The following is a 19,743-nucleotide window of genomic DNA, read 5'->3' as shown; positions in this document are numbered from 1 at the left end:
CTCGCTGACTACTCGAACTCGCTGACTACTCGAACTCGCTGACTACTCGAACTCGCTGACTACTCGAACTCGCTGACTACTCGAACTCGCTACTCATATCTCTAGGACTATCTTCATGCCTAACCCCAAGGTGCGCGAAACCACTCCGGAAGCCCGGGGCCGGATTACCGCCCGAGTGCCTCAATCTCTTGTAGAAACATTGGATCTGGCCGCAAGCATGGTCGGTTCCACGGTCAGTCAGTTCGTCGCGCAGGCAGCACTGGAAAAAGCGGAAAGAATCATCGAAAACGAGCGAGTCATCAGAATGTCGGCCCAAACTGCCGCCTGGTTCTTCGACCTCATCGATAACCCACCGCCTCCCACCCCTACGCTGGCGAACGCAATTAAGCGTTACAACGCTAGAAAGGTGAGCAGTGAAGGCTCAAATTCAACGTTTGAGTTCGGAGCATGACCGGACCCAGTTCGATTGCGGCGAAGCCGCACTCAATCTCTGGCTGGCCGAGCAGTCGCTCCAGCAACAAAAAAGAAGACAGTCGAGAACCTTCGTATTCGTTGACGTAGAGAATCCGGAAACCATTCTGGCCTACTACACATTGACGATCAGCGAGGTGGATGGGTCGAGCTACCCGTCGCGCAAGTCTCAACCGCGCCGCCTGCCCGTGATCCGTCTTGGCCGACTCGCCGTCGACAAGGCCCTACAACAGCGTGGAATGGGTGGATTTCTGCTGATGAACGCCATCGAGCGCGCCAACGAAATCTCCAATAATGGAGGCGGGGTCGCCTTGGCAGTGGATGCAAAGAGCGAACAGGCCGCGGCGTTCTACCATCGATACGGGTTCGTCCCGGCACCTGATGCCCCGCTGCTGCTCTTCCTTCCCCTCGGCGATCAGCTGACGGTCTGACCTCGGGAGAATGAACCAGGGCGTGCCCGCGACAGGTTCCGCCGGGCCCCGGGGCGACGCCCCCTCAGCCCTCCCGCCCGAGCACATCGAACCCCATGTAAAGCGCCTCGAACCTGGCCTTGCCGGTTTCGAGGAAACGCTGGAAGTCCCACTCCCCCTCGCCCAGCCGGGCGGCGTATTCGGGCTTGAAGACGTAGGTCCAGGCCGCAAGGCGGCGGCCGTCGGCGAGCTCGACCTCGACTTCGCTGCGCTGGTATTCGTCGCCCTCGAAGGCGTCGAGGCGAGGCCAGGCGGTGGCGGGCAGATCTAGATAGAGCACGCCTTCCACCAGGCCATCGGCGGCCGGGACCATGCCGGGGTATTCGACGCCGATCACCGGCGCGCGGCGGAAGCCGGCGAGCCGGGCCGGCAGCGGGCTGAGCGGCGCGGCGGCGCACACGGCGCCCATGATGTCATCGCACATCAGCGAACCGTAGGTGAAGCAGTGGTCGGGCATGGCATTTCCTTGTGGGGCGGCCGGGTCAGGTAGGGTCGGCGAGGCGCTGGCGCAGGGTGGCTTCGGCGCGGGCCGACAGCACCAGCATCAGCTTGAGGGTGGCGCGGGTGGCCCCCACGAAGAGGCGGCGGATGGCCTTGTCGTCGAGGGTGTCGAAGTCGATCTCGGTGAGGATCACGCAGGGCGCGGCGCGGCCCTTGAAGCGGTGCACCGAGTCGATGAGGATGTCGCCCTCGGTGAGGATGGGGTTGCCGAGCAGGTCGTAGTGGCCGGTGGGCGCACGCAGCGCGTAGGGGCCGAGGCGCGTAACCGGGGCGAGCGCCGAGTGTTCGCGGCCGCGGTAGCTGATCACCGCGATGTGCGGGCGGCGGAAACCCAGGCCGATGGCGCGGGTGATGGCCTTGACGGTGGCATGCTGAAGGTCATCATCGCCGGCGTAGGTGAACATCTCGACGGGCCCGCCGCTCAAGGGGCTGCCCGCCGCCACCGGGCTGGCGAGCAGGCGGTTGAGGGTGGCGAGGATGTCCTTCGGGCTGCGGTAGTTGGTGTCGGCGCGCAGGCCGACCCAGCCGGGCAGCGCCACCGGCGGGCGGTCGTAGAGGTTCTGCAGCGGGTCTTCGAGCCACCAGGCGCGGCCGCCGGGGCGCAGGAAGCGCAGCAGGTTGTCGGCCCAGGCGGGGCGGAAATCCTGGCCTTCGTCGATGATCAGCTCGTCCACCTGCTCGGCGGGCGTGGGCTGGTGGGCATCCAGCGCGGCCTCGAGGCGGGCGAAGGCGCCGGGCTGGCTGAAGTCGGGCACCTCACCGCGGGCGCGCAGCAGGCGGTCGGCGAGCTGGTGGTAGGTGGCCACCTCGCCGCCGGCCGGGGCCACCAGTGCGATGTGGTCGGCCAGCGGCCGGTTGTAGCAGACGTAGAGCGGGCGTCGCCCGGCGGCCAGGGCGTCGCGGTAGACGGCCATCGCGAGCTGGGTCTTGCCCGAGCCGGCGGTGCCGGTAACGCGCAGCCGGAAGGGCTCGCAGTCGATGCGCCGGGCCCATTCGGCCAGCCCGCCGGCTAGGCGGGTGTACAGGCCGTGGGCTTCGCCGACCACCGCGTGCACCTCGGGCACCAGCTGCAGGATGTCGCCCAGGAAGCGCTCGACCTTGGCCCGGCTGGCCAGGCGCGGGCCGTCGGCGGGCAGGATGCTGCGGATCACCGGGATCAGGTCGGCCCGCCGCCGGGCGTCGACGATGCGCGCCGGGTCGATGCCGGCGCTGCCAGCGCCCTTCACCACGTAGTCGGGGCAGTACAGCAGCGATTCGATGTCGACGGGATCAAAGCCGCACACCGCACGCAGCCGGGCAGCCAGGCTGTCAGCGTTGCGGGCGAGCAGCAGCGGCACGCTCTCGTCGCGCTTGCCGGCCCGCTTGGCGAGGCCCTGGGGCGTCTCGGCCAGGAAGCCGGATTTCTGCTCGACGAGCAGCAGCTTGCCAGTGGGGCCGACGATGGCGAAGTCGATCTCGCCGGCGATCGCGAAGCTGCCCTCGGCGACCCGCGTCCAGTGCACGCCGTGGTAAACGGTGTAGTCGGCCGGCAGCCCGTAGGCGAGCAGGGCGAGGGTTTCGATTTCGCGCTGGGCGGCGCCGCTGGCTTTCAGCTCGCGCCAGCCCTCGGGATGGATGATGGCCATGTCCTGGGGGCGTTTGGGTTAGAGTTACTGCATATCATGATCTGGCAGCCGCCGGAAGGCATCGCCGCAATGCCTTGCATTCTGGCAGCCCGGATCGCCCCTTGTCATGCGTCGCGGGGCCGCCCGCCGGCGCCCGCTGAAAGGATGTCCTCCATGCCCCAGCTCCGCCCCACCCTCCTCGGCGCGCTCCTGCTCGTGCTGCCGGCCGCGCCGGCCTTCGCCGACACCACGGTCGGCTGCGTCACCACGGCCTGGAAGCTAGTCGGCGCCAACCATAAAGTGTGCGTCGAGGCCTTCCACGACCCGAAGGTGCCCGGCGTTACCTGCCACGTGAGCCAGGCCCGCACCGGCGGCGTGTCGGGCAGCCTGGGCCTGGCCCAGGACCCGTCCCAGTTCTCCCTGGCCTGCCGCCAGACCGGCCCGATCACCCTGCCCGCCAAGCTGCCGGAGAGCGAGACGGTGTTTACCGAAGACACCTCGGTTCTGTTCAAGGAAACCCGCATCGTGCGCATGTGGGACGCCGCCAACCACACGCTGATCTACCTGGCAATCAGCCGCAAGCTGATCGAGGGCGCCCCGATGAACAGCATCTCGACGGTGCCGGTGATGCCCTGGGGCGGCAAGTAGGCGCCAGTGCCGCCTTCAATGGGGCGCCCGTTTCTCCTCGTTGATGAGCGCCTGTAGCAGGGCCATTCCAGCAAGCATGAAGACGGCCGTGACGATCAGCGCGCCGTGATAGCTGCCCGTGGCGGTGGCGATGTAGCCCGCCATGGCAGGCGCGACGATCTGCGCCACGCCGTAGCTCAACGTCATTTTTGCCATCGCCTTGGCCGGGTTGGCCGGAAAGTGGCGCCCGACGATGGTGAGGGTGAGGCTGACGATGCCGACAAAGGTTGCGCCGAACAGCAGCGCGCCAAGCACGTTCAGCGCGGGGCTATCGGAAAAGACCGGCAGGATGATCGAGATGATCTGCAGGCCATAGGCGATCATCAAGGCGTGCATCCGCCCCAGGGCGTTGGCAACGCGGTCCCACACGAAGCCGGAGGGTGCGGCGGCGAGGCCGACAATGACCCACACCCAGCTGCCCTTGCCGGCGAGCAAGGGCAGTTTGACGAGGATCGCGACGATGAAGGTGGCGCTGGTGACGAAGCCGAAGCCGGCGCAAAAATAGGTCGCAATCATCAACCACATCCAGCGTTGCGTGGGGGCAGCCAGCGCTGGCGCCGACGTGCCTGCCGCAGCCTGGACGGTGACCGGCGCGGGCAGCCAGCGCCACGCGGGCACAAAGAAGACGAGGCCCAGGGCCCCCAGCCCCAGCCACTGCTGGTCCCAGCTGAGCCAATCCACCATCGATCCAACCGCGATGCCCGACACCACAATGCCGAGCCCGATGCCCATGAAGTGCAGGCCCAGCTCGGGCCGATGGCCCTGGCGGATCAACCAGTTCAGCACCAGACCAGAGGCCATCAGCAGCCCCGCCGTGCTCGAGAGGCCGGCGACGAAGCGCAGCCCGGCCCACAGCAGCACGTTATCGGTCAGCCCCATCGCGGCGGTGCTCAGCACGCCAATGACGAGACCGATCCGGTACAGCACGAACTTGCGCCCCAGATCGCTGATCGACGCGGCCAGCAGCGCACCGGACATGTAGCCGGCGTAATTGATGGTGGCCAGCCAGCCGCCCGCCAGGTGCGACAGGCCGGCCTGGTCGCGCATGATGGGCAGCATCGGGGTGTAGGCAAATCGCGCCAGCCCCACGGTGAGGATGAGCGCACAGATGCCGGCAAAGATGACGCGATGGCGTTCATCCCGCGCTGCCTTGGTCAGGCTTGTCACAGCAATATTCATGAAGACTTCACAGGTTCGGGAATCGGAAGAAACTCAGAGCCGGAGCCCAAGGCCACCCTCGGACATCCAGACAATCAAAGGCCCCATGTCGAAAAGCCCTGCATCCTTGATGTTGTGGAGACAAAGTAGCAGCGTACTTCACCGGCAGCGACCACGACCAGCGGCGGCGGCGGGCCAATCTCAAGACAGGGGCGCCTGAAAATGACCCTGGCCAGCCCCGCAGTGCCCCTGCCATATCGAGGGGGCGCCGATCAGCGGCCCAGCGAATAGAACTCCGCATTCGGCCGCATGTTCGTCACGTTGGCGAGGCGATTCGACATGCCGAAGAACGCCGAAATGCCGGCGATGTCCCAGGCGTCGTCTTCGGAAAAGCCGTGGCCCTTGAGCACCTCGAAATCGGCTTCTCCGACCAGATGCGCGGATTGCGATACCTTCATGGCGAAATCGAGCATGGCCTTCTGGCGCTCGGTGATGTCCGCCTTGCGATAGTTGGTGGCGACCTGATCGGCGATGAGCGGGTTCTTGGCCCGAATGCGCAGGATCGCGCCGTGGGCGATCACGCAGTACTGGCACTGGTTGGCGCCGCTCGTCGCCACCACGATCATTTCGCGCTCGGCCTTGGTCAGGTTGCCGGGCTTGTCCATCAGGGCATCGTGATAGGCAAAGAATGCGCGGAATTCATCCGGGCGGTGGGCGAGGGTGAGGAATACGTTGGGAATGAAGCCGGACTTTTCCTGGACGGCAATGATGCGGTTGCGAATGTCCTCGGGCATGTCCTTCAATTCGGGGACCGGGAAACGGCTGACTGCGATTTTATTTTCTTGTGCCATGCTTTCTCCTTCCAATGGTGAAACAACGATGCAGCTGAAATTGGCTTACTGATTGACGTCCACGATGATGCGCCCGCGGACTTCACCGTTCAGCAGACTCGCGGCGAGCGGAATAGCCTCGCTCAGCCCGACTTCCCGGCTGATTTTTTCGAGCTTTTCCACATCGAGGTCCGAGGCCAGGCGCTGCCACGCCAACAGGCGCTCGGCGCGCGGACACATCACGCTGTCGACCCCCGCCAGCGTGACCCCACGCAGGATGAAGGGCGCGACCGTGGCCGGAAAATCCATGCCCGCGGCCAGGCCGCAGGCGGCAACCACGCCGCGGTATTTTGTGGTGGCGCAGACATTGGCGAGGACGTGGCTGCCGACGACATCCACCGCGCCGGCCCAGCGCTCTCGGCCCAGGGGCTTGCCGGGTGCCGAGAACTGGGCGCGGTCGAGCACTTCCGTTGCGCCGAGATATTTCAGGTATTCCTCGTCCTGAGGGCGGCCGGTGACGGCAACCACCGAATAGCCGAGTTTCGCCAGCACGGCGATGGCGACACTGCCGACCCCGCCCGCGGCACCGGTTACCAGGATTTCCCCGTCAGCCGGTTTGACGCCATGCCTTTCCAGTGCCAGCACGCACAGCATGGAGGTATAGCCTGCGGTCCCGATCGCCATCGCCTGGCGGGGCGAGAATTGAGCGGGGAGCGGAATCAACCAGTCGCCATTGAGGCGCGCCTTCTGCGCCAGGCCGCCCCAATGGCCTTCGCCGACACCCCAGCCGTTCAGCAATACGCTGTCTCCAGGCTGGTATTCCGGATGCGTGCTTTCTTCGACGACCCCCGCCAGATCAATGCCGGGGACCATCGGGAATTTGCGTACGACCGGCCCTTTCCCGGTAATCGCCAGGCCATCCTTGTAGTTGAGTGTCGAATGGCTGACCCGGACGGTCACATTTCCGTCGGGCAGGCAGGCCTCGTCGATGTCCTTGACGGCTGCCCGGTAGCCCGACTCATCCTTCTCGATCAAGATGCCCCTGAACATACAAATCTCCCTTTAATTTAGACCGATTGTCTAGTTAGGCGCAAAAAACATCAGCCTTGTGGCAGGCTGGCAAAAAAGAAACTCGCAAAAACTTCAAGTGGTGTGTCGGTCTGCTCGAGCTTGGCGCGCAACACTGCACCTTCCCAGCCAATCCAGAAAAAGGCGGCAAGCTGATCTGTATCGGCAGCCTGGGCCACCTCGCCAGCCATTTGAGCCTCTTTCAGGCAAGCCGAGAAGCGCGCCTGCCAATCTTCGAATGTTTCCTTGAGCCGGGCCCGAAAACTCTCGGGCAATGAGCCCATCTCCTGCCCCAGGTTTCCAATCAGGCAGCCGCGGCGATAATCAAGGCGTGCCATGCCTGCCTTGGCGTCAGCGACAAAAGCATGCAGACGCCCGAGGGGGGGGAGATCTGAATTGAGGAGGTGACGGTCGAGCTTTCGGGCAAAGAACTTCCCATAGCGCTCGATGAGACTCAAACCAAAAGCTTCCTTGCTGGCGAAGTAATGATAGAACGAACCCTTGGGAACCCCGACACGCCCCAGGATTTCATCGATTCCGGTTGCAGAGAAACCTTTTTCGGTCAGAACCTCCAGGCCCGCCCGCAATAGCAGCTCGCGTGTGTCGACCAGGTCTTCACGCTGTTTCGGGGGTCTGCCGCGGCGGCGAGCGGTTTCGGGTTTCACATCCATGAATCCAATATTAGACCGATCGTCTCATAAAAACAAGCCGGCAGTTTGAGTGGTCGCGGGAGCTACCCCGCCGCTTCCAGGCCGAGCGTCCCCGGCCCGACAGCCGACGAACTTTCGCTCACACCAAACGCCCCCCAGATTCCATCCGAAAACCCGCGCGACGCCTCTCGAGGTGAGGCCGGCAGCGACCGCCACGCGGGATCACCGCCCGCAGCCAGAAAATCTGGCAGCGCGGCCATCCAGAAGGGGTGCCCGGGCCGATGCCCTGTACGGATAAACCGGTCGGGCCCGCGTGCGGTAAGCCGCCGCCAACCCGAAAGGGGCCGCCTCCCCTTCCAGCGGCCAGCGCCAGGCTGCTCAGCTCTCCAGCGAACCGGAACCCTCGGCAAAGCCGGTTGAACCCTTGTCGTACAGCGCAATGTCACGCACGTTTTTCTGGACGGCGACAGACCCGAACAGGCTCAACAGATAGGCCATCGCGTAAAAGCCCTTTTCGCTCGATGGGAGAGTTGCGTTCCACAGGCCCACGGTGAGCAGCAACAGCGCCAGCAGCAGGGACAGCCAGCACAGGGAATAGTAGATGCCCGTGACGCGGGTGCCCTCCAGCCGGTCGCGGACGGATTTCTGCAGCGAGACGGCGGCAAACAGGCCGTACATCAGGATGGTGAAGTAATAGCCCTTTTCATTGAGCTGCATCGTCGAGTTCCACAGACCCGCCAGATAAACCGTCGCCCCGACCAGCAGGGCCGCCCATGAGGCCCCGACAAAGGCACCGGTTGGTCTTTGCATGATTGCATCCATGTCTTGCCCTCCTTGAGTTGTAATGGCTGGCCCGGCGGCCCGAAAAAGCCGAACGGAATACGCTTATGAAATAATACTGAAATTTTATATAGTTTCAAGGAAAAGATGAGGGCACGGCCTTCCCCTTGCCTCGCCCTGCCAGCCGGCGGGTGCCAGCGGCGCTTACTGCGCAAGGGGCCAGGATGACGAGGGGGCGCTCTAAGGCATCCGTCATGTATCGAAGGAGGCAAGGTGATGAGACGCCCGCGCCAGCCAGCGCAAAGGGCGACTCCGACGCGTTGCCGACCTGCGCAGCTGCCGATGCCGGCCCGCGTTTGATGACCGTCAAGGCTGCCCGGACACCCCCACGGCGACAATCGCTGCATACCCTCCGGGAAGGCCTGCCATGTTCCGCATCTCCAGCTACGTCCGCGAAATCTCCTCGCCCACGCCCCTAGGGCCGAAGCGCAACCCGCCGGGCCCGGTGGTGATCTGGAACCTCATCCGGCGCTGCAACCTCACCTGCAAGCACTGTTATTCGATCTCGGCCGACAAGGACTTCGCCGGCGAGCTGGGCACCGATGAGGTCTTCCGGGTGATGGACGAGCTGAAGGCCTTCCGGGTGCCGGTGCTGATCCTGTCGGGGGGCGAGCCGCTGCTGCGGCCCGACATCTTCGAGATCGCCGGGCGGGCCAAGAAGATGGGCTTCTACGTGGGCCTGTCGTCCAACGGCACGCTGATCGACGCCTCCAACATCGACGCCATCGCCGCCACCGACTTCGACTACGTGGGAGTCAGCCTCGACGGCATCCGCGAGACCCACGACAAGTTCCGCCGTCTCGATGGCGCCTTCGACCGCTCGCTGGCCGGCCTGCGCCTGTGCGCCGCGCTGGGCGTGAAGGTGGGGGTGCGCTTCACGATGACCCAGGACAACGCCGGCGACCTGCCCGGCGTGCTGCAGCTGGTCGAGGACGAAGGCATCGACCGCTTCTATTTCTCGCACCTCAACTACGCCGGCCGCGGCAACAAGAACCGGGCCGACGATGCCCGCCACCTCCTCACCCGCGACGCGATGGAGCTGCTCTTCGAGACCGCCCTCAGGTATGAGGAGCGCGGCCTCGTGCGTGACTTCACCACCGGCAACAACGACGCCGACGGGCCCTTCTTCCTGCAATGGGTGCAGCGCCGCTTCCCCGACCGGGCCGCCCACATCGAGGCCAAGCTGCGCCAGTGGGGCGGCAACTCGAGCGGAGTGAATGTGGCCAACATCGACAACCTGGGCAACGTGCACCCCGACACCATGTGGTGGCACCATAACCTCGGCAACGTCCGCGAGCGCAGCTTCGGCGACATCTGGACGGATGTCTCCGACCCGCTGATGGCCGGCCTCAAGCAGTCGCCGCGGCCCGTCACCGGGCGCTGCGCCGAATGCCGCTACCTGGCCATCTGCAACGGCAACACCCGCGTGCGCGCCCAGCAGCTCACCGGCGACCCGTGGCAGGAAGACCCGGGCTGCTACCTCGACAACGCCGAGATCGGCGTGGCCGACGACGCGGCGCGGCTGGAGGTGAAACCGTGGGTGCGCCTCACGCCGGCCGCCTGAGCGCCTGTAGGTCGGGCTTCAGCCCGACACCGAGTCACCGACCCCGTCGGGCTGAAGCCCGACCAACGCGACTACGAGCCATGAAGATCCTCCGCAGCCTCCTCGCCGCCGTCCTCCTCGGTAACCTGGCCGGCGCGATGGCCGCCGACGCCCCGGCGCTGTACACGCAGCACTGCGCCAGCTGCCACGGCGCCAGCCGCCTCGGCGGGATGGGCCCGGCGCTGCTGCCCGAGAGCCTCGAGCGCCTGAAGCGCAAGGACGCCGTCGCCACCATCCGCGACGGCCGCGCCGCCACCCAGATGCCGGCCTTCGCGGCAACGCTGTCGGCCACCGAGATTGACGCCCTGGCCGGCTGGATCTACTCACCGGTGAGCCCGGCGCCGGCCTGGAGCGAGGCCGACATCCGTGCCTCGCGCGTCGAGCCCTACCCGCCCGGCAGCCTGCCCGACGCCCGCCAGGGCGCGGTGGCAAAGGCCGACCCGATGAACCTCTTCATCGTCGTCGAGGCCGGCGACCACCACGTGAGCGTGCTCGACGGCGACCGCATGGAGCGCATCCATCGCTTCCCGTCGCGCTATGCGCTGCACGGTGGGCCCAAATTCACGCCGGACGGGCGCTACGTGTTCTTCGCCTCGCGGGACGGCTGGGTGAGCAAGTTCGACATCTGGAACCTGAAGGTGGTGGCCGAAGTGCGCGCCGGCCTCAACGCCCGCAACGCCGCGGTGTCCTCCGACGGGCGCTACGTGGCGGTGGCCAACTACCTGCCGGGCAATCTGGTGATCTTCGACGCGGACCTCAAGCTGCTGAAGGTCATCGACGGCCGCAACCTCAAGGGCGACGCCAGCTCGCGCCTGTCGGCGGTGTACGACGCGGCGCCGCGCAAGAGCTTCATCGTCGGCCTCAAGGACCTGCCGGAAATCTGGGAAGTCTCCTACGACCCGGCCGCCCAGCCCTTCTACGAAGGCTACGTACACGACTACAAGATGGGCGAGGCGCTGCCCACGCCGGGCTTTCTCAACGCCCGCCGCACCGTACTCGACGTGCCGCTCGACGACTTCTTCTTCACCCAGGACTACACCAACGTGGTCGGCGCCAGCCGCGAAGGCCGCGGCCAGGTGATCAACCTCGACGTGCGGCGGGCCATCGCCGCCCTCGACCTGCCCGGCATGCCGCACCTGGGCTCGGGCATCTCATGGCTGCGCGACGGCCGGCGGGTGGTGGCCAGCACCAACCTCAAGGACGCCCAGGTCAGCGTGATCGACATGCAGAGCTGGCAGACGGTGGCGACCATCCCCACCCTCGGGCCCGGCTTTTTCCTGCGCAGCCACGAGAACAGCCCCTACGCCTGGGTCGACTCGATGATGAGCCCCACCGCCCGCGACACCCTGCAGGTGATCGACAAGCAGAGTCTCAAGGTGGTCCACGAAGTGCGCCCCGAACCCGGCAAGACCTTCGCCCACGTCGAATTCGACCGCCGCGGCAGCTACGTGATCGCCAGCCTGATGGAGAAGGAAGGCGCGCTGATCTTCCTGGACGCGAAAACCTTCAAGGAAATCAAGCGCCTGCCCGCCAGCAAACCGATCGGCAAGTACAACCTCAACAACAAGATCCAGCGCTCGGAGGGCACCAGCCACTGAGCACCCCCAGGGCCGGGCTCCGCCCAGCCCGCCCCCCGTGGGGCTCAAAGGCAACTTGGAGCGGCCCTGCGTTTCCTTGAGCACCCCCGCCCCTGAGCGGCCGCGGGCGCCCGGCGGCGCTCAACAGCCCAACGCCATCCGCTTCTCCACGTAGGCGCGGCGGCGGGCGGCGAGCTGTTCGGTGGTGGCCGGTGACTGGGGCGTGAGCATGGCGGCGTCGACCCCGCGGATCACCTCCAGCAGCTCCTCGCACAGCACAGCCTTGGCCGCCGCGTCGGAGCTCACCGAGATCTCGAGGCGCTCCGGCGCGGTCTGCTCGACGGGCGCGCTCACCCGGTGCGGCGGCGCCTGGTGGGGGAAGGCCGGCTCGCCGGGCGTGTCCTGGTTCCAGCCACCGAGCCGGAAATGGTCGGACCAATAAGCGATGCCCGCGGCCAGCGCAAGGGCCACGAGCAGGGCGGAGCCTTCCTTCACGTTCGGATCTCGTTCGACATTGCAGGGAGTTTAGCCCCCGTTGCGGGAAACCGACTGCGCCGTCCACCACGGCCATGCGCCGGTGATTGACCGCGCTCAAGGTTGGCCGCCGGCGCTTGGGCCACTCTGCACAACACCCGCTGCACCGTGCAGCCCACACCAGAGAGCCTTCCATGCCCGCCGACAGCCCTACCCCCGTGATCGTCGATGCCCGCGGCCTGATGCCGCCGGAACCGCTCAACCTGACCCTCGAGGCCCTCGACACCCTGCCGCCCGACGGCGAGGTGATCCTGCTGCTCTACCGCGAGCCGGGCCCGCTCTACGACATCCTGCGGCGCAACGGCTACGTCCACCGCACCGAGACGAACAGCAACGGCGAATTCTCGATTCACATCCGCCACGCCACGGCCCCCTGAAGGCGAGGCCCCATTCAGTCGTGCTCAGCCAGACGAGCGGCGTCGTGGATGACGATATGCTTGCCATGCACCGAGATCAGGCCCACGTCCGAGAGCTCATGGAAGATCCGCGACAGGGTCTCCGGGGTCAGGCTGAGCCGCGAGGCGATCACCTGCTTGCTGGTCGGCAGCTCGATCTCGGTCTTGCCCTGGGCTGGCGAGCAGGGCGCGGTGTCGGCCAGCTGCAGCAGGTAACCGATCACCCGCTGGGTGGACGAGCGCAGCGCGTACGACTCCACGTCACGCACCATGGTGTGCAGGCGGATCGACATGCCGGCCAGCAGCTTGCGGGCGAAGCGCGGGTCCTGCTCGATCTGCCCGAACACCGCCTGGGAGGCGATGTGCAGCACCAGCGTGTCAGCCAGCGCCTCGCCGAGCACCGGGTAGGGCTGGTCGAGGAACATCACCGCTTCGCCAAAGCTCTGCAGCGGGCCGAGGATCTCGACCACCTTCTCGTTGCCCTGGGCCGAGGTGAAGGCCAGCTTGACCTGCCCCCACACGATCAGAAAAAAGCCCCTGGGCTGCTCGCCCCGCTGGAACAGGCGCTCACCCTTCTGCAGGCGCCGCTCGCGGGTGGCCGCGGCCAGGTGGGCCAGGTCGTCCGGCGCCAGCGCACTGAACAGGGGCATTCGGCTCAACAGGCCAGGAATATCGATCTTCTCGGAAGACATCGCGGGAACCTTAAAAGTCAGGGGATTCGGCAAGGCCGGATTCTAACCCTGCCCGCGCGCCCCGCAGCCATCGACAAGACCCTTTGACAATGATCCTAAAAACGGCAGCTGACCGCTTCGTACCGTCATGAGAGAAAAATGAGTGCTGGTTCTTCCTTTTTTTATTGCCCTCACCCAACGGATGAGGGCGCTACGCCCCCCTGGCGCATCCAACTACCGTTCTTAGGATCATGGCAAAACCCATCCAGCTCCAGATGCCCGGCCGCCCAGCAACGCCTCCACCCGATCAGCCACCCCCGGCGGGCCTCGACGTGCTCTTCGCCGCGCCCCACCGGCCGATGTTTCTCGCCGGCGCCATCCAGACGGTGCTCACCTTTGTGCCCTGGGTGTGGGAACTCCTGGCTCGCAGCGGAGCGCTGGCCGGCCCGGCCTGGCCCTGGCCGCCGGGCTGGGTGCATGGGCTGTGGGCGATCTACGGGGTCTTCCCCTTCTTCGTGTTCGGTTTCCTGATGACGGCCATGCCGCGCTGGCAGGGCATGGCCGACACCCCGGGCGGCGCTGCCCGGCGGCCGTGGCTGTGCCTGGTGACCGGCTGGCTGCTGTTCGATGTCGGGCTGGTGGTGGCGCTGCCGGGCCTGCTCGCCGCGGGCCTCGCGCTGGTGCTGGCCGGCTGGGCGCTGGCGGCGCGCTTCCTGTTCCCGGTGGCGTTCAAGCCGGGCAAGGCCGGGCTGCATCCGGTGGCGGCCTGGTGCGCCCTCGGCGCCGGGGCGGTTGGCCTCTTGGCGTGGATCGCCTTTGCGCTGGGCGGCAACCCGCTGGCGGCCCGCATCGGCGTGTCGATCGGCATGTGGTGGCTGCTCACGCCGCTGTTCATGGTGGTGGGGCACCGGATGATCCCCTTCTTCTCGGCCTCGGCCCTGCCCAGGTACGAGGCCTTCCGGCCCGACTGGGCGCTGCGGCTGCTGCTCGGGGTGAGCGTGCTCCATGGGGCGCTGGCAATGGCCGACCTGGCCCGGCTGGCCTGGCCGGTGGATCTCGCCGGTGCCACCTGCGCCCTCTGGCTGAGCTGGAAGTGGCAGCTCCGGCGCAGCCTGGCGGTGCCCATCCTGGCCATGCTGCACCTGGGTTTTGCGTGGCTGGGCGTCGCCTGGCTGCTGTTCGGCCTGCAGGGCCTGCTGCAGGTGACCGGCATCCACACCCTCGGGCTGGCACCGCTGCATGCGCTGTCGGTGGGCTATTTTGCGACGATGACGCTGGCGATGGTATCGCGGGTCACCCTGGGCCACTCGGGCCGCCCCCTGGTGGCCGACGGCCTTACCTGGCGGCTGGCCCTCGCGCTCCATGGCGTGGCGCTGACGAGGGTGCTGGCCGACGTGCTGCCCGCGGCCCACGACACGCTGCTGGTGCTGGCCGGGCTGGGCTGGCTGGCGGTGTTCGGCCCGTGGGTGGCGCGCCTGCTGCCCATCTACCTGAAACCCCGCGCCGACGGCCGCCCCGGCTGACCCGGGCTGCGGTGCCTGAAAGCGTTGCGGTTTCCACGCTGGGCCCCACTTTATGCAGGAAGTGTGACCTCCGTCACCCCCACGGCGGGACTTCCTTCCTTTGAGCGCACCCGCCAGCAAGGCAAGATGCAAGAAACAGCAAGATTGCCAGATTCGGACCATGTCGGAACGCCCAAGCCACGAGCCCCAAATCCAGGCCACCCAGCGCCTGAGCCCGCAAAGCACCCTCTTCGAGGCCCTGTCCTGCCTGCTCACCCAAGGCTTGTCCTGCGTCCCGGTGGGTGACACCGAACCGGCCGCCAGCTTTCTGAGCGCCCGAACCCTGCTGCAGGCCTGGCACGACGGCCTGCCGGGCGAGACGCCGATCTGCCGGCTGGCGCTCGACACGGCCGCGAGCCTGCCCGACGAGGCGATCGGCGCCGACACCCTGATCGACGGCCTGCCGCTGCTGCTGTGGCTGAAAGACCGGGACGGGCGCTTCCTGATCGTCAACCGCAGCTTCGCCGAGGCCTGTGGCCAGCCCACGCCGATGGCGGTGATCGGGCGCAGCGACCTCGACCTGTGGCCGGCCGAGGTGGCCGACGCCCAGCACGCCGACGACCTGGCGGTGATGGCCAGCGGACGCCCGCGCACCCGGGTCGAGCAGCTCCCCCACCAGGGCCGCCCGCTGTGGTTCGAGACCTTCAAGGCACCGGCGCGCGGCCGCGACGGGCAGATCATCGGCACCCTGGGCTTCGCCTGCGACGTGAATGCACGCGTCCTCGCCGAGGCCGATGCCCGGCGCAACCAGCGCCAGCTCACCGACGTGCTGGCCACCATCGGCGAGGGCATCTGGGACTGGGACATCGCCAGCGGCACCGTCCGCCACAACCGCGTGTGGTGCCAGATGCTGGGCCGCCCCGAGGAATCCCTGACCCACACCCGCGACGGCTTTCTCGAGCTGGCCCACCCCGACGACCGGAGCAGCGTCGCCGCCGCCATCGAAGCCTGCCTGCGGGGCGGCAGCCACACCCTCGAGTACCGCCTGCGCCACGCCGACGGCGACTACATCTGGGTGCGCGACCGGGGCGGCGTGGTGGAATCCGACGCCGCCGGCCGGCCGCTGCGGATGGTGGGCAGCATGACCGACATCACCGCGCTGCGCATCACCTCCGAGGCCCTGCACGAGAGCCAGACCCGCTACCAGCAAGTCTTCGAGAGCGTCCAGGAGGTCATCTTCCAGACCGACGCCCGCGGCCACTGGCAGCTCCTCAACCCGGCCTGGGAAGACATCAGCGGCTACCCGGTGGCCGAAACCCTGGGCCACAGCTTCCTCGACTACCTCCACCCGGACGACCGGGACACCCGCCGCGAAGCCCTGCGCCCGCTGGTGGAGCGCCTCGAGGACAGCTGCACCGCCACCCTGCGCCTGATCCGCCGGGACGGCGGCATGCGCTGGATTGACTTGGCGGTGCACGCCATCGTCGACAGCAGCAACCGCCTCGTCGGCACCTCGGGCACCCTCAACGACGTCACCGCGCGGGTCGCCGCCGAGGACCACCTGCGCCTCACCGCCAGCGTCTTCCGCCATGCCCGCGAGAGCATCATCATCACCGACCCGCAATCGCGCATCCTCGAGGTGAACGACAGCTTCTGCGCCCTCACCGGCTATCGCCGCGACGAGGTCATCGGGCAGAACACCCGCCTGCTGCGCTCCGACCGCCACGACGAGGCCTTCTACGCCGGGATGTGGGACACCCTGCTCGCCAACGGCGTCTGGCAGGGCGAGACCTGGAGCCGCAGGAAGAACGGCGAACTCTTCGCCCAGCTCGGCAACATCTCGGCGGTGCGCAACGAAGCCGGCCAGACGACCCACTACGTGGGCCTGTTCTCCGACATCACCGAGATCAAGGAGAACCAGCGCCAGCTCGAACACCTGGCCTACCACGACAGCCTCACCCAGCTGCCCAACCGCTCGCTGCTGGCCGACCGCATGCAGATGGCCCTCGCCCAGGCCAAGCGCAACAACACCCTGGCCGCGGTCGCCTACCTCGACCTCGACGGCTTCAAGCCGGTGAACGACCGCCTCGGCCACGACACCGGCGACCGCCTGCTGATCGAGATCGCCCGCCGCCTGCAGGCCTCGACGCGCACCGGCGACACCGTGGCGCGGCTGGGCGGCGACGAGTTCGTGCTGATCTACAACGGCCTCGAGCACACCGACGAATGCGAGCAGGTCTTCAAGCGCCTGCTCGCCACCATCGCCGAGCCCATCGTCATCGACGGCCACGAGCTGCGCGTCACCGCCAGCATCGGCGTCACCCTCTGCCCGCTCGACGGCTCCGACCCCGACACCCTGCTGCGCCACGCCGACCAGGCGATGTACCTGGCCAAGCAGGGCGGCCGCAATGGCTACCACCTCTTCAACCCCGAGCGCGACCGCCAGCTGCGCGCCCACCGGGACGCCCAGATCCGCGTCGAATCGGCCCTGTGGGCTGGCGAACTCGAGCTCCACTACCAGCCGAAGATCGACGCGCTCACCGACGCGCTGATCGGCGTCGAGGCGCTGATCCGCTGGAAACACCCCGAGCTCGGCCTGCGCCTGCCGGGCGAGTTCCTGCCCGCGGTCAGCGAATCGAGCTTCGAGATCGAGCTGGGCAACTGGGTCCTGGCCACCGCCGCGGCCCAGCTCGACAGCTGGCGCGCCGCCGGCATGGCCACGCCGATCAGCGTCAACATCTCGGCCCGCCACCTGGCCCACCCCGATTTCGTGCCCCACCTCAAGCGCGTGCTCGACGCCCACCCCGAGCTCGACCCCGAGCTGCTCCAGCTCGAGGTGCTCGAATCGGCCACCCTCGGCGACATGACCCACGTCGCCCACATCATGGCCGCCTGCAACGAACTGGGGGTGAGCTTCGCGATCGACGACTTCGGCACCGGCTACGGCGCCCTGTCGAGCCTGCGCCGGCTGCCGGTGCGCAGCATCAAGATCGACCGCAGCATCATCCACAACATGCTCGACGACGCCGACGACATGGCCACCGTGCAGGGCATGATCGGCCTCGCCAGCGCCTTCCACCGCGAGGTGATCGCCTCCGGCGTCGAGACGCCACGCCACCGCCAGGCCCTGCTGCAGCTAGGCTGCCACCTCGTCCAGGGCCACGGCATCGCCCGCCCGATGCCGGCCGCGCACATGCAGCGCTGGATGCGCGCCCACGCCACCCGCCACTGAAACACGGCCCTCAGGAATCGGCAGCAGCACCCCGTTTCATGCGACCATGCGCGGCGCGCCGCCCCGGCGGCGCCTCATTTCTGCCACAACGCATTGAACGAAAATGGAATTCCTGACCGACCCGCAACTGCTGATCGCCTTCCTCACCCTCACCGCCCTCGAGCTGGTGCTGGGTATCGACAACGTGATCTTCATCTCCATCCTGGTGGACAAGCTGCCGCCCGAGAAGCGCGTCTTCGCGCGCCGGCTCGGCCTGTTCCTGGCGATGTTCATGCGCCTCGCCCTGCTGGCGGCCCTGTCGTGGATGGCCGGCATGACCGAACCGGTGCTCACCGTGCTGGGCCAGGCCTTCTCCGGCCGCGACCTGATCCTGCTCGGCGGCGGCCTGTTCCTGGTCTGGAAGAGCACCCAGGAGGTGCACCAGCTGATGGAAGGCGAAGAGGGCGAAGCCTCCAGCGCCGTCAAGGCCACCTTCGGCGCCGTGATCGCGCAGATCATCGTGATCGACATCGTGTTCTCGCTCGACTCCATCATCACCGCCATCGGCATGGTGAACAACCTGCCGGTGATGATGGCCGCGGTGATCGCCTCGGTGGGCCTGATGATGGTCGCCGCCGGCCCGATCGGCGAGTTCGTCTCGCGCCACCCCACCGTCAAGATGCTGGCGCTCTCGTTCCTGATGGTGATCGGCGTGGTGCTGATCGCCGACGCCTTCGGCCACCACGTGCCTAAGGGCTACATCTACTCGGCGATGGCCTTCTCGGTGATGGTCGAAATGCTCAACCTGCGCATGCGCTCCCGCGCCGCGGCCCGGGTCGAGCCGGTCAAGCTGCACGAGCCCTACGTACGCGAAGGCAGCCCGCGGTGAGCACCGGCGCCTTCGGGCCGCTCACCCCGGATTTCGTGCTGACCGCCGTCGAGACCCTCGGCCTCGCCTGCGACGGGCGCCTGCTCACCCTCAACAGCTACGAAAACCGGGTGTATCAGATCGGCATCGACGGCGCCGCCCCGCTGATCGCCAAGTTCTACCGCCCCGGCCGCTGGAGTGACGGGGCGATCCTCGAAGAGCACGGCTTTCTGGCCGAGCTGGCCGAGGCCGAGATCCCCGCCGTGCCGGCGGTGACGATAAACGGGCAGACCCTGCACCACCACGACGGCTTCCGCTTCGCGCTGTTCGAGCGCCGCGGCGGGCGGGCGCCGGAGCTCGACCGCCCCGAGGTGCTGGGCTGGCTCGGCCGCTTCCTCGGCCGCATCCACGCGGTGGGCGGGCGCCGGCCGTTTGCCGAGCGCCCGACCCTCGACATCGCCAGCTTCGGCGAGCAGCCCCGCGACGAGATCCTGCACAGCGCCTTTCTGCCCGCCGAGTTGCGCGAGCCCTGGCACACGGTGGTCGACCAGGCCCTCGCCAGCGTGCGCCGCTGCTACGAGCGCGCCGGCGCCCTGCCCCAGCTGCGCCTCCACGGCGACTGCCACGCCGGCAACGTGCTATGGACCGACGCCGGCCCGCACTTTGTGGATTTCGACGACGCCCGCAACGGCCCGGCGGTCCAGGACCTGTGGATGCTGCTCTCCGGCGACACCCCGGCGATGGCCCGCCAGCTCGACCACGTGCTCGAAGGCTACGAGCAGTTCGCCGACTTCGACACCAAGAGCCTGCACCTGGTGGAAGCCCTGCGCACCCTGCGCCTCATCCACTACGCCGGCTGGATCGCCAAGCGCTGGAGCGACCCGGCCTTTCCGGCCGCCTTCGGCTGGTTCGACACCCCGCGCTACTGGCAGGACCAGATCCTGGCCCTGCGCGAACAGATCGCGCTGATGGACGAATCACCGCTGGTGCAGCAGTTCTGAGGGCGGTGCGGCTCTTGAGAGACATGCAATGTTTCTCAAGAGCCGAGGCCGGCTTGGCCTTGGAATGCTCCCAAGGAAACGCAGGGCCGCCCCAAGTTTTCT

At 67.3% G+C, this 19,743-nt stretch carries 19 protein-coding genes; 10 read left to right on the top strand and 9 right to left on the bottom strand.

The genetic code is table 11. From position 1 onward, the window contains the following. Window positions 1-115 precede the first annotated feature (115 nt). Window positions 116-451, top strand: coding sequence for a type II toxin-antitoxin system TacA family antitoxin (locus tag ZRA01_RS17125; protein WP_141354462.1), 336 nt, complete (start codon window positions 116-118; stop codon window positions 449-451). Beyond that, window positions 414-902, top strand: coding sequence for a GNAT family N-acetyltransferase (locus ZRA01_RS17120; RefSeq protein WP_218028744.1), 489 nt, complete (start codon window positions 414-416; stop codon window positions 900-902). Before ZRA01_RS17125 ends, ZRA01_RS17120 begins: the two co-directional genes overlap by 38 nt. A gap of 64 nt (window positions 903-966) precedes the next feature. Here ZRA01_RS17120 and ZRA01_RS17115 read toward each other — a convergent pair whose 3' ends face one another. Continuing rightward, a complete protein-coding gene (locus tag ZRA01_RS17115) occupies window positions 967-1,398 on the bottom strand; it encodes a gamma-glutamylcyclotransferase family protein (protein WP_141354461.1) in 432 nt (143 codons plus the stop codon). A 25-nt stretch (window positions 1,399-1,423) separates the two neighbouring features. Then, complete coding sequence (locus ZRA01_RS17110) at window positions 1,424-3,067, bottom strand: ATP-binding domain-containing protein (protein ID WP_141354459.1); 1,644 nt, start codon at window positions 3,065-3,067, stop codon at window positions 1,424-1,426. 153 nt (window positions 3,068-3,220) lie between these two features. On the opposite strand from ZRA01_RS17110, the gene ZRA01_RS17105 reads away from it, so the two are divergent. Beyond that, window positions 3,221-3,694: a CreA family protein gene (locus ZRA01_RS17105; RefSeq protein WP_141354457.1), complete on the top strand. Its 474-nt coding sequence runs from the start codon at window positions 3,221-3,223 to the stop codon at window positions 3,692-3,694. Window positions 3,695-3,709: 15 nt separating this feature from the next. Here the strand turns inward: ZRA01_RS17105 and ZRA01_RS17100 are convergent, their stop codons facing one another. From ZRA01_RS17100 to yiaA, 5 genes are all read right to left on the bottom strand, one after another. Beyond that, window positions 3,710-4,912, bottom strand: coding sequence for a YbfB/YjiJ family MFS transporter (locus ZRA01_RS17100; RefSeq protein ID WP_141354455.1), 1,203 nt, complete (start codon window positions 4,910-4,912; stop codon window positions 3,710-3,712). Window positions 4,913-5,163: 251 nt separating this feature from the next. Further along, window positions 5,164-5,742: a peroxidase-related enzyme gene (locus tag ZRA01_RS17095; RefSeq protein WP_141354465.1), complete on the bottom strand. Its 579-nt coding sequence runs from the start codon at window positions 5,740-5,742 to the stop codon at window positions 5,164-5,166. A 45-nt stretch (window positions 5,743-5,787) separates the two neighbouring features. Continuing rightward, complete coding sequence (gene acuI / locus ZRA01_RS17090) at window positions 5,788-6,771, bottom strand: acrylyl-CoA reductase (NADPH) (protein ID WP_141354453.1); 984 nt, start codon at window positions 6,769-6,771, stop codon at window positions 5,788-5,790. A 50-nt stretch (window positions 6,772-6,821) separates the two neighbouring features. Further along, complete coding sequence (gene acuR, locus ZRA01_RS17085; RefSeq protein ID WP_141354451.1) at window positions 6,822-7,460, bottom strand: acrylate utilization transcriptional regulator AcuR; 639 nt, start codon at window positions 7,458-7,460, stop codon at window positions 6,822-6,824. A gap of 357 nt (window positions 7,461-7,817) precedes the next feature. Continuing rightward, a complete protein-coding gene (gene yiaA / locus ZRA01_RS17080) occupies window positions 7,818-8,261 on the bottom strand; it encodes an inner membrane protein YiaA (protein WP_141354449.1) in 444 nt (147 codons plus the stop codon). Between the two features lie 385 nt (window positions 8,262-8,646). Here yiaA and nirJ point away from each other — a divergent pair, with 385 nt between their 5' ends. Next, entirely contained in the window at window positions 8,647-9,843 is a 1,197-nt protein-coding gene (gene nirJ, locus ZRA01_RS17075; RefSeq protein WP_141354447.1) for a heme d1 biosynthesis radical SAM protein NirJ, read from the top strand. An 80-nt stretch (window positions 9,844-9,923) separates the two neighbouring features. Further along, the gene (locus tag ZRA01_RS17070) at window positions 9,924-11,480 is read left to right on the top strand and encodes a cytochrome D1 domain-containing protein (RefSeq protein WP_141354446.1); all 1,557 of its coding nucleotides are present in this window, start codon (window positions 9,924-9,926) and stop codon (window positions 11,478-11,480) included. 120 nt (window positions 11,481-11,600) lie between these two features. On the opposite strand, the gene ZRA01_RS17065 is transcribed toward ZRA01_RS17070, so the two are convergent. After that, window positions 11,601-11,954 carry a hypothetical protein gene (locus ZRA01_RS17065; RefSeq protein WP_141354444.1) on the bottom strand — a complete coding sequence of 118 codons (354 nt, stop codon included), beginning with the start codon at window positions 11,952-11,954 and terminating at the stop codon, window positions 11,601-11,603. Window positions 11,955-12,127: 173 nt separating this feature from the next. Here ZRA01_RS17065 and ZRA01_RS17060 point away from each other — a divergent pair, with 173 nt between their 5' ends. Next, complete coding sequence (locus ZRA01_RS17060) at window positions 12,128-12,370, top strand: sulfurtransferase TusA family protein (RefSeq protein ID WP_141354442.1); 243 nt, start codon at window positions 12,128-12,130, stop codon at window positions 12,368-12,370. Window positions 12,371-12,384: 14 nt separating this feature from the next. Here ZRA01_RS17060 and ZRA01_RS17055 read toward each other — a convergent pair whose 3' ends face one another. Beyond that, window positions 12,385-13,080, bottom strand: a complete 696-nt coding sequence (locus tag ZRA01_RS17055; protein ID WP_141354440.1) for a Crp/Fnr family transcriptional regulator — start codon at window positions 13,078-13,080, stop codon at window positions 12,385-12,387. Window positions 13,081-13,310: 230 nt separating this feature from the next. Here ZRA01_RS17055 and ZRA01_RS17050 point away from each other — a divergent pair, with 230 nt between their 5' ends. The 4 genes from ZRA01_RS17050 to ZRA01_RS17035 all read left to right on the top strand — a co-directional run bounded on the left by ZRA01_RS17050 (window position 13,311) and on the right by ZRA01_RS17035 (window position 19,641). Beyond that, complete coding sequence (locus ZRA01_RS17050; protein WP_246093723.1) at window positions 13,311-14,582, top strand: NnrS family protein; 1,272 nt, start codon at window positions 13,311-13,313, stop codon at window positions 14,580-14,582. Window positions 14,583-14,742: 160 nt separating this feature from the next. After that, a complete protein-coding gene (locus tag ZRA01_RS17045; protein ID WP_141354438.1) occupies window positions 14,743-17,793 on the top strand; it encodes a PAS domain S-box protein in 3,051 nt (1,016 codons plus the stop codon). Window positions 17,794-17,896: 103 nt separating this feature from the next. Beyond that, a complete protein-coding gene (locus ZRA01_RS17040; protein ID WP_141354436.1) occupies window positions 17,897-18,661 on the top strand; it encodes a TerC family protein in 765 nt (254 codons plus the stop codon). After that, window positions 18,658-19,641 (top strand): serine/threonine protein kinase, encoded by a 984-nt coding sequence (locus ZRA01_RS17035; protein ID WP_141354434.1) that lies wholly within the window; start codon window positions 18,658-18,660, stop codon window positions 19,639-19,641. The genes ZRA01_RS17040 and ZRA01_RS17035 overlap by 4 nt, the downstream gene beginning before the upstream one ends. Window positions 19,642-19,743: the final 102 nt, after the last annotated feature.

It is taken from the genome of Zoogloea ramigera (assembly GCF_006539865.1).
GTDB classification, from domain to species: domain Bacteria; phylum Pseudomonadota; class Gammaproteobacteria; order Burkholderiales; family Rhodocyclaceae; genus Zoogloea; species Zoogloea ramigera.
Note: the sequence above shows the minus strand (reverse complement) of the source record. Positions and strands in the feature narration are given on the sequence as shown.